The organism is Arenibacter hampyeongensis, assembly GCF_002909255.1.
GTDB classification, from domain to species: Bacteria; Bacteroidota; Bacteroidia; order Flavobacteriales; family Flavobacteriaceae; genus Arenibacter; species Arenibacter hampyeongensis.
In genome coordinates this window covers 1,097,660-1,114,767 of record NZ_PIOB01000001.1, presented here as the reverse complement: position 1 = coordinate 1,114,767, position 17,108 = coordinate 1,097,660, and the positions used below count along the sequence as shown (strand labels likewise).

At 39.4% G+C, this 17,108-nt stretch carries 9 protein-coding genes; all 9 read right to left on the bottom strand.

All coding sequences use genetic code 11. The annotated features are described in order from the left end of the window. Positions 1-248: 248 nt before the first annotated feature. Entirely contained in the window at positions 249-3,011 is a 2,763-nt protein-coding gene (locus CWD91_RS04500) for a GH92 family glycosyl hydrolase (RefSeq protein WP_103439716.1), read from the bottom strand. A 101-nt stretch (positions 3,012-3,112) separates the two neighbouring features. Continuing rightward, complete coding sequence (locus tag CWD91_RS04495; RefSeq protein WP_103439715.1) at positions 3,113-4,486, bottom strand: sugar porter family MFS transporter; 1,374 nt, start codon at positions 4,484-4,486, stop codon at positions 3,113-3,115. Between the two features lie 34 nt (positions 4,487-4,520). Next, positions 4,521-5,492, bottom strand: coding sequence for a phytanoyl-CoA dioxygenase family protein (locus CWD91_RS04490; RefSeq protein WP_103439714.1), 972 nt, complete (start codon positions 5,490-5,492; stop codon positions 4,521-4,523). Between the two features lie 106 nt (positions 5,493-5,598). After that, positions 5,599-8,778: a GH92 family glycosyl hydrolase gene (locus tag CWD91_RS04485; RefSeq protein WP_192877631.1), complete on the bottom strand. Its 3,180-nt coding sequence runs from the start codon at positions 8,776-8,778 to the stop codon at positions 5,599-5,601. 19 nt (positions 8,779-8,797) lie between these two features. Next, positions 8,798-9,721 carry an ROK family protein gene (locus tag CWD91_RS04480; RefSeq protein ID WP_103439712.1) on the bottom strand — a complete coding sequence of 308 codons (924 nt, stop codon included), beginning with the start codon at positions 9,719-9,721 and terminating at the stop codon, positions 8,798-8,800. Between the two features lie 168 nt (positions 9,722-9,889). Then, positions 9,890-10,627, bottom strand: coding sequence for a GntR family transcriptional regulator (locus tag CWD91_RS04475; RefSeq protein WP_103439711.1), 738 nt, complete (start codon positions 10,625-10,627; stop codon positions 9,890-9,892). A gap of 111 nt (positions 10,628-10,738) precedes the next feature. Beyond that, a complete protein-coding gene (locus CWD91_RS04470) occupies positions 10,739-12,031 on the bottom strand; it encodes a glucosidase family protein (protein ID WP_103439710.1) in 1,293 nt (430 codons plus the stop codon). Then, positions 12,024-15,311, bottom strand: coding sequence for a GH92 family glycosyl hydrolase (locus CWD91_RS04465; protein ID WP_103439709.1), 3,288 nt, complete (start codon positions 15,309-15,311; stop codon positions 12,024-12,026). Before CWD91_RS04465 ends, CWD91_RS04470 begins: the two co-directional genes overlap by 8 nt. Further along, positions 15,305-17,071, bottom strand: a complete 1,767-nt coding sequence (locus tag CWD91_RS04460) for a class I mannose-6-phosphate isomerase (RefSeq protein ID WP_103439708.1) — start codon at positions 17,069-17,071, stop codon at positions 15,305-15,307. The genes CWD91_RS04465 and CWD91_RS04460 overlap by 7 nt, the downstream gene beginning before the upstream one ends. Between the last annotated feature and the right edge of the window lie 37 nt (positions 17,072-17,108).

Here is a 17,108-nt window from a genome sequence, read left to right as displayed (position 1 = left end):
TTATAAAAAATAACGAGTTTCATATTAACACCTGTTACAACTCGGAATTTCAATTTTTTTGGCTATCTGTCCTTCTAATTAAAACGGAACCTATGCGGACTTTTCGTGCCAATTAGCACAAAAAACAGACCATGTTTATATGTATAGACATAATCAAATATAATAAAAAAAATATGACATACATCATATTTTTAAAATATAATTAAGATGAAATATTTTGAATTATCAAAAATTCATATTATTGGCATTCAATTCGGCAATTCTTTAACGCCCCATTTTTTATTTGGATTTGGTCCCAACCATAATTCTAGGATTCCACCATTACTAAATTCCTTATGGTCAAAATAGAATTCTTCATGTAGTTTACCGTTCAAGTTAGCTTTTTGGATATACATGTTATCTTCAGAGTTGTTATATGCCTTAATAACGAACTTCTCACCTTGGTAATAATTCTGATCAAGCTTAATGATTATTTCATCAAAAACAGGGCTGGTAATATCATACACCGGGTCTAAGGATGAGGTTCCGTTTAGGCTAAAAAGCCCAATGGACATTAAGGCACTTACGGCCCCCATTTGTCCTTGATCTTCGTCATGGCCACCATAGCCCTTGTCAGGGGTTATCGCTCCATAGGCTTGTTCTTTTACCTTACGCACCCAATATTGACTTAGCCATGGCTTGCCAGCATAATTAAATACATGTGCATTGGAACAGCCTGGTTGGTTGGCATAACTCACGTAACCATTCCCATAGGCAAAAACAAAATCGGTAGGTTCTGCCTGCTCAAAGGCAAAATTCAGCTTTTCGCTTAGCTTGTCATTACCGCCCATTAATGCCGATAACCCTTGGATGTCGTGTGATACCGACCATGTAGCCTGCCAGGCGTTTGCTTCGATCCAGCCTTTACCGCTAAGCGGGTCGCCGTGGGACCATTTTCCATTTTGGTCCTTGGGAAAAATAAGACCTTGCTCCTTGTTGTATAACTTTTTCCAACCTTCGGAGCGTTTCAAAAAATAATGGGCATCATTTTTCTTTTCCAATCCTTCGGCCATCTGGGCCAAGGACCAATCTTGAAACGCCGCTTCCAAAGTCCTTCCCGCATTTCCTGCAAAGTAGCCTTTTTCAATATAATGGTCGTCGGCTTCCAACATTCCCCCAGGCATATGATTTAACTTCATGACATTATAGGCATGCTCACTATCTACCTTAGTTAAAATTCCTTTGGTGTAGGCGGAAACGATTAATGGAGTTGCTGGGCAACCAGTCATAATATAGGAATACCCCCCAGCGTTGGGACCTCGGGGCAATAACCCCCCATTATCAGCATATTGAACTAGTGACGAAGAAAATTCATCCAACATCTCTGGCCATGCCAATCCCCAAAGAATATTTAAATTCCATTGAGTTAACCAAAATGCATCCGAATTGTACATATGAAATTTTGATTTACCTTTTTCATCTTTTGGAACAGTTCTAATTTTTAGCTCAGCATTTATGGTATGGTTCCCTTTTCTTAACCCTTTGGTGTAATCTGGATAATCACCGGTAAAATCATCAATCTTGTGCCTACCCAATAGTACGTGCCACAAATCAGTATAAAATTTAATTTTATGTTCATTTGTACCTCCCTTGACCTGAATTTTCCCCAACCAGTCGTTCCATTCCATTTTTGAATCCAGTCTCACTTTATCAAAATCCCAATCGCTACATTCTTGAACCAAATTATTACGGGCATTTTCAATACTGGTATAAGAGATTGCAATTTTCATTTGAATCTCATCTCCTTTTCTTACCTGGTAAATAGCATTGACTCCCGAGGTCTTTGAGTCGTAATAACTTTGTCCTGAATTTTTTGGCACCACCTCTTTGTCACCTTGCAAACTTGATATATCCGAATAGTTCTTTTCCCCTACCCAACCATCTAAAGTTTCAAAAGGGCGATCAAATTGAATCACATAAAAAATCTTTACATTATCTGGTCCACCCCATAATCGTCCTGTTGTGTTCACCGAACCTTCGATTTCCTTGTTACTGATTTTCTTTACTTGGGCATCTGTCATTGTAGTCGTACTAAGATATCCCCCCAAATTCACCAAAATATTGGATTTGGAGTCTTGTGTATACTTAAAACGATAAAAACTTACCCTATCCGTACTAGTTTGTTCTACCCAGGTCCTATACTTTTCCAAAAAAACCTTATGATAGCCGGGTTGCACAATTTCATCCTCATGTGAAAAAGATGATTTCCAGTTCTCCTCCCCATTTGAAGGGTTTATCAACCCAGTTGTGGGCATTATATTTACTCCGGAAAGCATCCAGCCATGTACCTGAGGAAACCCTAAAATCTCTGTCGAATTGTAGTTGTAACCTCCTCCCATTTGATTTTTGTTTCGCGTCATGGGGGCAGAACTGACCATTCCAAAAGGACGACTCCCAGTTACAAAGAAAAAATATCTACCTCTTGTAGTTTCTATATAAGGATCCACCCAAGAAACAGGGTCTTTGTAGTCAGAGGGTGCAGGAAACACTTCAATCTCCGACAAACCTAAATTATTCCCATTCCCATCAGTAACCTCAAAGCGTAACCACTTTATTGTTTTATCGGGAAACGAAATAACTTTTGGAGCGCCATTGTTTGGAATTGCCGTTACACTTATTTCTGTTCCATCACTAAAGAAAAGGGTTCCTCCTGCCGTATGTGATTGGCTGTTAGGTCTATCATAAACAATTACCTTATTAATTGTTTGTGGATGGTCCCAATCTAATTTTGCCCATGGATAATTAATACCGCCCCAAAAATTCATCTTACTATCAGAGACCCATTCGCCCATATCCTCAAAATAAACCATCCCATCATTTACATTAATAGCTCCCAATTGGTCATTAATGGCAGCACTAACAGTAGCTCTGGCATTAATGGCAATATTTCCAGGACCTGCCTGCACTTTGTTCAGCAATATCATGAATAGAAAAGTAAATATCACGGTTCGTTGGTGAGATGGAAAAGACATAATTTTAAGTTATTTTATATGATAATTTTTTCATAAGCTATTCTAGCTTTTATTCATACTAAGTTATTATACTCTTTTGCGTTCGCTCAAAAAGTCGTCCCCTATTTCTTGCTCCAACTCTTTTCTATTTCTTCCAAAGTCTTTCCCTTGGTTTCGGGAATCATATTGTAGGTGAAAATCAATAGAAAAATTGCGTTACCCATAAATATCCAAAAGGTATATGCCCCACCCAAATTTTCGAGCATTATAGGGGTAAATTGTGTGATGGCCACCACCCCCAACCAAAGGGTCATGGTCGCAAAGGACATAGCCAAGCCTCTGATTTTCGTTGGGAATATTTCTGACATTATCACCCATGGAATCGGCCCAAGTGAAGAGGAAAAACTTGCAGTAAAGCCCAATATGAAAATTAACGTCCATATACTGGAACTTTGCCCTAAATAGAAAACAAGGCCCGTTCCGAAAAGACAAACAATCATGCCTGATAACCCCCATAACAATAGAGTCCTTCTTCCCATTCTATCAATAAAGTAAATGGCCACAAAGGTGAAAATGGTATTAATAAACCCGATAATTACGGTCTGCTGTAAGGCCGAATCGGTACCGAAGCCAATATTCTTGAATATTTCAGGAGCATAATATATGATTGCATTTATACCCGTAATCTGTGAGAACAAAGCTAGAACCAAACCGATTATCAGTGTCCTTCTTAACTTTGTGGCGAATAGCTCTTTCAACGTTCCTTTTTCGGCCATGATAGCTTCTTTGATCTCATTTAAAACTTGCATCCCCTTTTCCTTCCCATTTACTTTTTCCAGAATGGTGGCCGCTTCCTTTTCTCTACCCTTCAAAGTAAGCCAGCGTGGACTTTCAGGCACTTTAAAAAGCAATAAAAAGAAAATAAGTGCAGGTATAATCTCCGATCCAAGCATATACCGCCATCCCATTTCTATATTCCAGGCTTCGGTTCCTACATTGGCTATTTTCAAGTTAACGAAATAGACAAAGTTGATTCCCAACACAATTGCCAATTGGTACAACGAGACTAACATTCCCCTCATCTTTGCAGGTGCAATTTCGGAAATATACAAAGGTGAAAGCATGGAGGCCGCCCCCACTCCCAAACCTCCAACGAATCTGGCAGCTACAAATTGTGTAAGGGAATTTGGGATGGCCGAGCCTATTGCCGATAGCGAAAAAAGTACGGCAGTTGCCAATAGCACTTTTTTCCTTCCCAACCTGTCACTGGCATAACCTGCGAACATGGCCCCAAACAAACAACCCCATATGGCACTTGATGCCGCCCACCCGGTCATTGCGGAAGACAGTTCAAATTTGGTTTGCAAGAACCCTATGGCACCGGCAATTACAGCAGTATCATACCCAAATAAAAGTCCACCCAAGGCGGCCACCGCGGTCACCAAATACACATACTTCATATTAGTCTTCACGGCCTCTTTGTCTTTCACTATCATATTTTCATTTTTATTGGTCTTTTTAAAACAAAATTCAATTATTTCTTTTGGTTTTGGCCAGTATCGGAATAGTCTTCTTTAAGCTTCCCAGTTCTTTGTCCGCATCAAAAAGCAATGGGAAAAATTTGCTCTCCAATAACTGTCCATCCTTACCAAGTGGAGGAAAATGTTTCAATGCATCAAGACGGTCGTAGTTTGCAATGTTCGAAACGGTATTTGGCCCCATTGCATTGATGACTACCGCCCTTCTCGAGCGATCCGAAGTATTGGCATAAGAGCCATGTAAAGTAAGAGGATGATGAAAACTGGCATATCCCTTTGGCAATTCATTCGCTTTCCTTTTGTTAAAACTGGCCAACTGCTCCTGGTTTAGAATTTTTTGAACGGCATCCATGTCGCCTGCTAATCCGGTAACTGGCAATAGACCCCATTTATGACTTCCGGGAATATAATACAAACAGCCATTGTCATCGTTGGCATTATCAAGGCCTATCCAGCAGGTCAGATGGTTCATAGGCTTGGTAAAAGTCCAATATGAAAAATCTTGATGCCAAGCTACCACACCGCCGTGCTTTGAGGGTTTACAAAAAAGCTGATCATGAAAGAGCTTAAATGAGCCTCCCATCAGCTGGTAAGCAGCCATGCGGTAGGCCGGGGCCCAAAGAAGATCATGGAACCCCTTTGCTGCCCGCCATCCTCCGATGGCATGAAAAAGAACCCTATTGGGGTCTTCGGATTCATTGCTCTCGTAATGATAGAACAATTTCTTGCGCTCCTTATCTATGGGGTTGAATTCGGCCAATTCCTCGTTCAGCCAATTTACCTGTTCTCCCGTTAAAATTTTAATTCCTGAAAGAAAACCGTACTCTTGAAAAAATTCAAGTTGTTCTTCGGTCAGTGCATATTGCTCCCATTCCTCAGGACTTTGAGGTTGTTTGAACATTTCAGTTACAGGTTTACCAAAGTTGGCTAAATCATTCACTTCTAAATTATCCGCAGATGTCATAATTAAATTATTTTAACAATTATCTAATGGCATTTTTAAAATTCTCCTCCCAGATGGCGCCAAATACAACCTTCATTATTGCCATTAGGGACATAATCACCCAGGATTACTTATTGAATACTTCTTTATTGGGAACATCCTTCATTTCCAATATCAATTCCCCGCCCTTTATTATCTCTTTTTGTGGAATTTTCCATGAATCCCATTTTTTCCCATTCAGCTTGGCTGCATTAATATATTTATTATCTCGGGATGCATTCTTGGCTTTGATAACAAAAGTATTTCCACCATAATACTCATCACTTAAATGAATGGTAATCTTTTCAAATCTTGGACTACCTAATTCGTACTGTGGATGGATCGCCGCGCCCCCATCCATCTGAAATAATCCTAGGGTACTCATCACATACCAAGCACTCATTTGGCCTTGATCCTCATCTCCAGGATAGGCGTCCCTAGGGCCTGTTCCATAATATTTATCCTGTATTTCCCTTGCCCACTTTTGCGTCAACCAAGGAGCGCCCGCATAATTAAAGAGGTAACAGGATTGCATATTTGGCTGATTACCATGGTTGATGGGATATTTTGAAAAATTATCGCCTAAAGCATTAAAATTCACTTTTTGCGAACGGTGCATTGCACTGTCCAAACGGGCAACAAAGCGTTCCTTGCCAATAGCGTCAACCAAGCCGTTCATATTGTGTGGAACGAACCAGCTAAATTGCCAAGCATTACCCTCGACAAAACCTGGCGTATGATAGGGGTCAAATGGCTCGTACCATGTTCCGTCAGCTTTTTTTGGCCGCATAAAGCCAGATTTGGAATCAAAGATATTCTGCCAGTTCCTCGCACGGTTCATAAATAACTTATAGTCCTTTTCCTCCTTTAGGACCTTGGCGGCCTGGGCCAAACACCAATCGTCAAAAGCATATTCAAGGGTATTGGAGACATAACTTTGGTAAAGATTCGTATTTAGTGGTACGTACCCATATTTCAAATAGGGCTCAAGGCTTTCATTGCCCACTCTTCCACCTCCGGGATGGGAGTCCATAGGTAGAGTGGTCTGCACATGGCGCATAACCTTGTATGCATTTTCAAAATCAAAGTCTTTGATGCCACTATTCCATGCGCCTACAATCCAGGGAATACCATGTTCCGCGACCATAACGCTGGAATATTCCCCGGCAAAAATGCCTTTGGATAGCCAGCCTCCCTTATCATAGAACGCGAGCAAACTTTTAACCTGCATCGAAGAAAACTCGGGGGCAATCAGTTGATTCAACTGTTGAACGTTCCAAAATGTATTCCAAAATTCTCCAGAGCACAACCTTTGGTCGCGATCTTCAAATGTTTGAATCTCTTCGTTCATGTCCCTCCATTCACCATTTACATCGCCCCATGCCATTCTTCCAGACAACGCTCTATATAGATTGGTATAGAATTTTACTTTTTGAAGATAATCATCGGTCTCTATTTCTATCCTGCCCAAGTATTTATCCCAAAGGTCCTGTTGGTTTTTGACCACCTGTTCAAAATTCCAGTCGAACGGCTCAGTGATTTCCTTTTTTAAATTCAACCATGCATTTTCAGCACTTACCAAAGAAATGGAACTTCTTACTAAAAGCGTATCATTTTCTGTTGTTTTGAAATTGACAAATGCACCAACACTTCCTGAACCTTTGATTGTCCTGGTATCATTTTGAACCGATTCATAGGTTAGGCCATGGTTCATTTTTTCCAAGGCCTTGGACTTGTCCGTCCACCCTCCCATACTTTCAAAAGGTTTGTTGAACTCCAATGCAAAATACAATTTGTAATCTTGGGTCATCATATAACCCGTCTTATCGCAAATATGATGTACGTAACCTTCTATTCTTTTATCGTCTATTCTGGTTATCTCGGTCTCCACATTTTGATAGCCATATTCAGCATCCGGGTAAGCATCCAATAAGACACGCGAAGCGTCCGATTTGGGAAAAACATATCTTTGAAAAGCCGCTCGGGTGGTAGCGGTAAGATCTACATGAATATTGTAGTCCGTCAGGTCTACACTGTATTTTCCAATCTTAGCTTTTTCTGACGATTTATCGATTCGGGAACGATACCCCAAATCAGGACTATTCTCAGGGCCCGGGTTTGTTTGCAATGCTCCAACGGTCGGCATCATTAGAAATCCGGCCATGGTCCATTCCTGGGTATGGTTGAAACCGGTTAAACTTTCTATTTGATATTCATAGCCTGCCTTCCACACCGTTTCTTCATTATTTGGACCAAGTTGTACCATGGGCATTGGGTTACGGGGCCCGGGGGTAATCATCCAACGAGATCCACTAGTGCCCATAAATTGATCCACATAATCGGAAAGTGCAATTTGTTCCATTGGCATTCTTTGTAGTTGTTGCTCATACTTCAGTTTTCCATCCACGTATATTTTAACCTCGGACATTTTTTTTAAGGATACAGCCGGTACATAAAATTCAAGAATACTGTGACCCACCTCACTTTTTTTAATAATCTCCTGTCCGTCCACAAATACCTTTATCTCCGAACTGTTTTCTTGCTGTAGTATATCCACTAAAAGGGGTTGAAATTTTTTATTTTTTTTATTCATTTCAAAATCAGCGAAGGCAACGGACTTTAAAACAGTGTTATCAATCACTCCTAAGGATAATTCATTAGGGCCGATCAACTTGATACCATCAAACACGCACCAACCCCCTGTCATATTTTGGAAGATAATCTCGTTCACCCCTCGTTTCAATTCCACGGATGGAATTGAAAACGAGACCGTTTGGGTATTGGACTGTAACCGTTCCGGAAGGTCGCCTGATTTACCAGGCCGTAATTGTTGTTCGTACACTTTTCCGTTAATATAGGCCCTGAACAAAGGTGCATTTTTCGAACTCGCCTCCAATATATCGATCAGAAGTACACAAGTATCCCCCTCGGTGGTTTGTTCCAGTACAAAGTAGATGGGCAATTGATGAAGCGCACGTCCGGCCCAATAACCATAACCGGCAAAATCATCTTTAGGTCCAGGAAGAATAAAGGGCCAATCATTCCCAGGATTCGATTTGCCGACCACATAATACCTATTGGTACCGCCAAATCCTTCAGGAGCAAACTCGGCATAGCCATTTGGAGCCAAAGCAAATTCCGAATAAGATCGATCTGACTGTCCTATGTGCCAAATCACCTGCTGTGATGGCGATTGTGCCGTAATCGTTGTGCATAAAAACAGCATTAGATAGGCGTTAAAAAACTGATGACTCAAAGGTGTTTTCATATTCATTTGTTTCATCTTCCTAATAAATTGTGTTTTGTACTTGTTCCCAAAAATGGGAGTTATATAATTTGGCGCTTCCAATAATGGCCGCTTCTTCCAATACATCGGATATTTCAAAATCAACACGCATTCCGGCATCTTTGATCTTGTTTTTAAAAGCAGGGAGAAAAAGTTCACTGGCCTTAGACACATTACCTCCTAGAATTATAAGGTCGGGTTGGTAATTTTTGAGAAAAGGCAACATAAATTCTGCCATGTTCGAACCGAATTCAACAAAAACTTTTCGTGAATTATCATTGTTAGCATTGGCTATTTGCTTGACTCCAGTTGTCTCGACTCCAGTAATATCCTTATACCTTTTTATGCACCAACGGGTTGAGAAATAATCATCGCCTAGACCATCCTTATACGGTTTGTCCCACATAAACCCTCCCTTTGGTACATCATGTGAAATTACTTGGGGCTCACCGTCTTTGATGAATGCGGATCCAAAACCAGTGCCCAAAGTAATAGCTACAACTTTGCTGTAATTTTTTGCCTTGCCCATAGATGCCACCCCGACTCCAAAAGCAGTGGCGTCATTAATGAATCTGAAATCCAAATTAGTGCCTTTAATGTATTTCCCCAATTCATCGGGTATGGAAACATTGTAAAGGCTTTCATATTTTTGATTATTTCCAACGAACAACGCCAATCCGGTTTTATAATGAAAAGGACCTGGCATTGCGCATGCGATGTCCACATTACTATTCAAAGAAATACTATCCAAGGTTTTGTTAATGGCACTGCTCCAGTTTTCCAATATGGCATCTTTAGTGGCCTTATTGTCTACCTTGACGGAAAAGGTAGACCCCTCAACTATTGTAAGTTTGTTTATGTTCACCGCGGCAGAGGTTATATGGCTCCCCCCCACATCGACCCCAATGGCTATTCGGTAATTCATGTAAAATTTTTTATAGATTAATTAGTATTGAAATCATAAGTTGAGTAAATTTTAATTTGGGTTTTTGGACTTACGAAAATTATAGGTACAAAAATCTTATATAATGTAAGTACATTTAAACATATATAACAAAATCAAAATGGACACTTACGAAATCAATTAATAAAATTAAACTTCCCTTTTAATGTCTATATCGTAGGTGAAATAATCCGTATGATAGTAAACCATATTGTATTCAACAGGCCTATCGCCAATATCTAAAACTAATCTTTCCCTTTTTAAAATAGCCACATCCTTGCCAATGTCAAGCAAAGCTGCTATTTTACTGTCAGCCTTTATAGCCCTTAATTTTTCTTTAGAAGTAGAAACTATAATATCATGCTCCTTTTCCAATAACTCGTACAAAGGGATCATAAAATTTTCATCTCCGGTAATCCCAATTCTGGGATGAAAATATGATACTGAGTAAAGGTATTTCGCTTCCTTTGAACCCCTTATTTTTTCAAGTTTCCAAACCTTTTTTGTTTTGGCAATGGATAGTGCCTCCGCTACCTCATCTTGGACTTCAACCAAAGCAATGTTAACTAAATAATTAACAACCTCAATGCCTTGATTTCGCATTTCTTTTGTAAAGCTGATCCAATTGTCCAACCGAGTAGATATTTTCTTTGTTACCACTTTGGTCCCAACTCCCTTTTTGCGCTCAATTAGTCCCTCATGAACCAATTTATTTATGGCCTGTCTAATCGTATTCCTGGAGACCCCCAATTTATTGGACATGGCGACCTCCTTTGGCAAAAACTTTTTTCCGCTTTTGTAATCCTTCTTAATAATGAGTCCTCGTAAATATTCTTCAATTTGAGCATGTAAGGGCACGGGGCTGTTTTGATCTAACTTAAAATTCATATTCTAAATGGATTCTTCCAATTAATTAACCCTCTAAGATAACACTATTTACTTTATATTAATTTTTAGAATATGGCAGAATAATTGAATACAGCTATCCTGATCGCCAAACTATTTTATTTTTTTGGCCCAATCCTTAAACATTTCAATTGCAATATACAATACCCCAGCAGATCCCCGGAATGTCCCCGAGCCTTCCGGTTTATTATTGACAGTATACCACTCATAGAAACCATTGTTCACTATCACACGATTAGTCATCGGCTCTATTTGTTCAAAAGCTTCCTCTACGAAGCCATATTTTATTAATTGTTGAATCATTCGACCCCCAAACCATGTCCAATCTCCACCATTTTGATAGCCGTATGGGTACATTCCTTTATTTTCAAATGCCCATTCAGGATAGGTAGGGTACAAGGTCAGGCCAATCGAACCTGCGCCTGAAGCTTTTACATTGGCCATCATCTTATTCAAGGAAGTTTTGATTTGCTCTTTGTTCAAGAGTCCAGCTTCAATGGCAACCGCCGTTCCTCCGTGATAATAGATTTCATTTTCGTTAAATTCTTCAGGATAGGGCGATCCATCGAGATATACATGAGGAATGAATTTCTCATTTTTTTCGTCCCATAACACCTCCATGGTGTTCCTAGCTATATTGTTACGTATTATCTGCCATTTCACTTTTGTATCGGGAAGAAGTTCCATCAAATTGTCCAACGCAATCAACATCATGGCATTATCATAAATATCAACACAATATTTGGTGTCGTCGGTAATATAAACACCCCACGGATGTGTGTGTTGCACGTCGCCCCAGTCTGCCGTGGTGGCTCCATATATTAAGCCGAATTTATTGGCCCATCGGTACTCCATAAGAAATTGCATTGCCTTTTCCATTCGATCCGCAACGGTTTCATTTCCAACTTTTATTCTTAGGAAGTTTTTGTTGCCAGTCTTCTTGATATATTTATAGACAGCCTGTACCAAGGAACTTTCATGATCAGTCTCTACGGTATTTTTGTGTCCACAATAGGTAGGCTCCAAATCGTTATAAATGTATTGATATCCCCCATCAATCTTAACTGCTTTTTCTTTAGGTATAAATCCGTCAATGATGTTTCCATCGTCACCTTGCAACCTAAAGAACACCAATAAATTCTCCTCCAATTCCTTTGCCTCAAAAACTTCGGCAGATAATTCAATAAAAGTATTGTAATCCCTTATCCAGACCTCACCATAGCCATCGCCAGCATTGAAGCCTGTCTTTACCACTTCCAAAGCCCTTTTTTGTACTTGCCCAAATTCTATATTGGCAAGTATCCTATCGGCCAATTCATTGTCCTTATTTTGCGCTGTGCCTATACCAACACAGAATGCCATAAATAAAATAAAGTACTTATTCATTATCTTGGATTTTGGTATTAAAATCTGCACTACTTGGAGGCATAGGCATACTTCCAATTCCCCAATTTACATTAGGTATAGGGCCCATTTCTAATATTAAGCTGCCTCCCTTTAACAACTCTTTTGCAGGAAACCAAAAGTTTGTCAGTTTCTTTCCGTTCAGTGTCGCACTTTGCACATATTTATTATTGAAAGAAGTGTTTTTAGCTTCAATGACAAAGTTATTTCCCCTATCATATTGATAGCCAAGATCTATTTCAATTTTCTCGAACAATGGACTTCCTATCTCATATATAGGTTCTGCTCTTGTGCCTCCGTCTGTCTGAAAAAGACCTATGGCCGACATCATAAACCACGCACTCATCTGTCCTTGGTCTTCATCGCCCAGATAAGCATTTGAAACTCCGTAGCCGTAAAAACGCGATAAAATATCTCGGTTCCATTCTTGCGTCAACCATGGTCTTTTTACCCAATTGAACATAAATGAGAAATGCATGGATTGTTGGTTGCCTTGGATAACAGGAAAATCCCAATACTTTTCGTTCGGGGCATTATAGCGCCAATTACTGCTCACCTTGAAACCTTCATCCAAACGTTTTGCTAATAAGTCCTCCCCTATTATTTTGGCCAATTCAGGAATATCCTGGGGCACAAAAAAGGTAAGCTGCCAAGCATTGCCCTCAGCAAATTGATGATTGCCACCGGTTTCAATAGGATCAAAATCTTTAACCCAAGAACCATCCGAATGTTTTAATCGAGCAAAGCCAATTTCAGGATCAATAGCATTTTTCCACCAGTATGCCCTATCGATGAATTCATTATATTCGTTAATCTTGCCTAAGGATTTGGCGAATTGTGAAACAGTAAAATCGTCAAAAGAATATTCCAAAGTGTTGGAAAATCGCCCCTTATTGTATGGCACATATTTATGTTTGAGATAGGTTTCGAGATCCCTGTTGCCTGCATAGCCATTACCCACTTGCTCCCCTTTTGTTGTTTGCATTTTATAGACAGCCTCAAAAGCTTTTTCGGCATCAAAATCGCGAATCCCCATTTGATAGGCACCCACGATTAGAGGAATTTCGTGTTCCGCCACCATTACAGGTATATATTCCATTCCAGCTGGGCCTTTGGCTAGCCAACCACTAGCATCGTACATAGCCAATTGAGATTTTACCCATTTTGAAGACCATTCTGGAGTTACCAAATTCCAGAACTGATTGAGGTTCCAAAAGGTATTCCAGAAGGCATCGCACCCCAAGGCGACATCATCAGGATTTGAGAATTTCTGTACATGTTCCTCAGCATCGACCCAACTGCCATCCACATCACTAAAAATATTTCTGCTTACCAAGGCACGGTACATATTGGAATAGAATCTGGTCTTTTCCAATATGTTATTGGAGGTAACCTTGACCCTGTTGAATAAATCGTTCCAGGTCTTTTCTTGATTCTCCCGCACTTTTTCAAAACTCCAACCGAATGGCTGCGAAATTTCTTCTTCTAAATTCAATCCTGCATTTTCAACACTTACATATGATATGCCTGTTCTTGTCTGTACTACTTGGTTCTTAGATGTTTCGAATTCCACAAAGGCTACAATGTCCTCTGGATCTGAAACAGTTATCTTGGACGTCTCCTCGGATATATAAGCATCATTATTCCCTTTTGCAGGTCCGTTGACCCAAACTCCAAAATTTTTTATGGGTTGATCAAATTCCATCACAAAATGCACCGTGTATTCTTGATCAACATCATCCCATTCCATTTTTTTATCCCCATCCTCAACCATTTGGCTGCGGTAGTATTGTTCTCCCCAAATGGACGACGACTTTTGTTTGCTATAACCCGCAAGTTTATGGTCGCTTATTTTCTCAAAGTAAGCTTCTTGAATATCATATGCATATTCTGATGGAACCTTTAAATCGATTAGAATTCTTGAGTCCTGGGAGTCCTTTGGATACGTATATCTCTGAAAACTAGCTCTTGTAGTAGCTGTAAGCTCTGCCTTAATATTATAATCGCTCAGAAAAACAGAGTAATATCCTAAGGGTGTCTCTTCAGTAGACTTTTCGACTCGCGAACGATAGCCATTATCTGGTTCCCCTTGATTTCCAACCTCCGTAATTAGTGGCCCATTGGTGGGGAATGTACCCAGACCTGCCATAGTCCATTCGTGAATATGACTAAAGGCGCCTACACTCTCAAAAGTAGGTTGATACCCGGCTTGCCATCCTTCATTTTGGTTGTCGGGACTAATTTTGACCATACTAAAAGGCATCCACGGACCTGGAGCAATCATCCATCTTGAATGTCCTGTACCAATCTTGGTATCCACATAATCCGAAAGGAGATTTAGTTTTTGCGGACTTCGTAGAATTTCGCCCTTATCAATTATTTTTCCATCTACAGATACGGAATAACTGTTCGTTACTGAACTGCTTACGGCCATCATCGGAACTTCATAGATATTTCTGCCATGTTCTACGATCTCTTCAAAAATGGTTTTCCCATCCAATATAACACTCACTTTTGGACTTCCTTGAAGATATTGCACATCCAACAAGAGAGGTTGAAACCGAGTACCATTTTTATCCAATTCATAATCTGCAGGGGCAACATTTCTGACAAATGCCTTCTCAGGTTGTAACAGGATGACATTTTGAGGTCCATTCAATCGAACTTGGTCAAAAACCAACCAACTACCTTCCAAAGTGGTCAACTGGATACTGTTACCTCCATTTTTTAGCATTTTAGCATCTATCGGTATAATTATTTTCTGTTCTTTAGTATTTATAATCTCCCCTTTGAGTGCTTCAGGATTGCGTCCGTTTTCCAGTTTATATTTCCAAGATTTTCCATTGACAGAAATTTTAAGATAAGGGGGTGTTACTGGATTGCAATCCAGAATATCCACAATTAATTGCCAGTCCCCTATTTTTGGTTTTGAATCAATACCAAATAAAATATTAATTTCGTGCGGCCTAATCCCTGCCAATCCCGAAGTACCACCCCAATAATCTACAGTTCCAGGCAGCACAAATGGAAAGTCCTTCCTCTCTACCGAATACCCAATTACATAAAACCTATCTTCCCAACCAAAGTCCTTTTCTAAGAATTTATCGTACTCATTGGAAGCCAAAGCAAATTCTGCACTACTATTATCGGAAATACCTATTTGCCAAATTTCAGATTGTTGACAAAAGCCACTACCTGATATTAATGCAATTAACAAGTGTATAACTACAGTTTTAATGTAAAATAGATTATAACTTAACATGCTTCATCCTTTACAAAGGAGACAATAACCTTTGCCGTAGAATCTCCTCTATTAATCAATTTATAACTTTTGGTCGCTGCAGGAATTGCAAATGTTTCAGCATAATGGAATTCTTGGGTTGCATCAACAATTTCCAGCTCTATAGTACAGCCTTCTACGAGCATTAAAATATGACATTGACCTAAATTTTCAATGATAACCTCTTTGTTGAATTCATATCTATAGATATCATAAAAATGATCTTTATGTGTAGGCAAATGAACTTTCTCCCACGAATTTCCAAATTCAACGACCCTTGGTTTGGACACCAAGGTTTCTTTAACAACACTTCCTTTTCTACTGAAATCCAAATTTTTAAAGGCATGTTCAATATTCAAAGGTCTTGGTTGACCATCCATATCAAGTCGCTGCCAATCGTACATTTTAAAAGTGAAAATATATGGAGTGGCACTTATTTCCAAAACCATATTGTTGATACCGGAACAATGTACCGTACCATGAGGGATTAAAAATAGGTCATGTTTTTTTGCTGGAAGTTTCATTACATATTTTTCTACATCCAAGACTTCTTTGGTATTATAGGAATGTTCTAAATCTTGCTTGAATTCCATTGGGTCAATTTCGTCTTGAAACCCCAAATAAACATTGGCATCCTCCCCTGCATCAAGTATATAGTAAGTCTCGTCCTGTGTGAAATTTTCTCCAAACTCACTTTTAATGTAATCTGGTTTAGGATGACATTGTACAGAAAGATTTCCCCCTTGAAAAGTATCAAGAAAATCAAACCTAATTGGAAATTCGTCCTTAAACCTATTGGCCGCTTTCCCCAAAACATTTTTGTTTTCCTGAAACATCAACATATCAAAAGAGACTTCCAAAAGTCTGCCTTCATCTTCAAACAACAGCCCATTTTCTGGTACAATCATCTCAAAAGACCAAGCGTAATTAGGAACATCCTGATTTAATCCCTCAAAGCGCTCTTTCATCCATTGTCCTCCCCAAATTCCCGGTTCGAACCATGGTCTTACCCTAAAATAGGAACTGGACATTTTTAACAAACTTTTTCTCAATGCCGAGCCTTCCATCCAAGTAGGCTCACCCGGCCTTTGCTGATCAACTATCCAAGATATTTTTGGAAGTAATTTCTTTTTTTCATCATTTAGAATCACCCAATCTACGAAATAGAAATGCTTATAAATCTGCTTTTCATTCTTAATTGTGCTAATTCCCAGATTATGGACTTTCTTAGCCCGCATTCTAAATTGCAATTCATTTTTTGGTAAATCAAAGTAAACCATGCACCCTTTTAAATTGGATTGACAAGATCCTGTACCATATACAATGAATATATCTGTGGCTCCATCCGGCTCAATAGCGTTTATCTTATTTAGGTCAAAATAATCTTGCAACCTCAAATTGGTTTTGAACCCGAAGATAGGATCATTTCCACCTAAAAAGGGTTCAACCATACTTTCAATATCGTGCTCAGGTTTTAGGCAATTCCCTATATCAAAGGTTAACACGGACCGTCCCAATTTCTGGAGAGAAATAACTAGCGACGAAACAACCTCCTCCCAATCAACACCTATATAGCCATCCAAAATAACGGTCCTTTCCATTACTAACTTTGTGGCTAAGCCATCATAACCTAGACCGATTTTCCCATCAAATATTGGATGCACTGGTAAAATATCATAAGTTTTATGTTTGAGCTTCTTCTTTTTTACCGGGATAATATATTGATCCGTTTTTCTTTTCATTTAGAAGTATTCAATAATTCAGTTTTTCAAATATAAT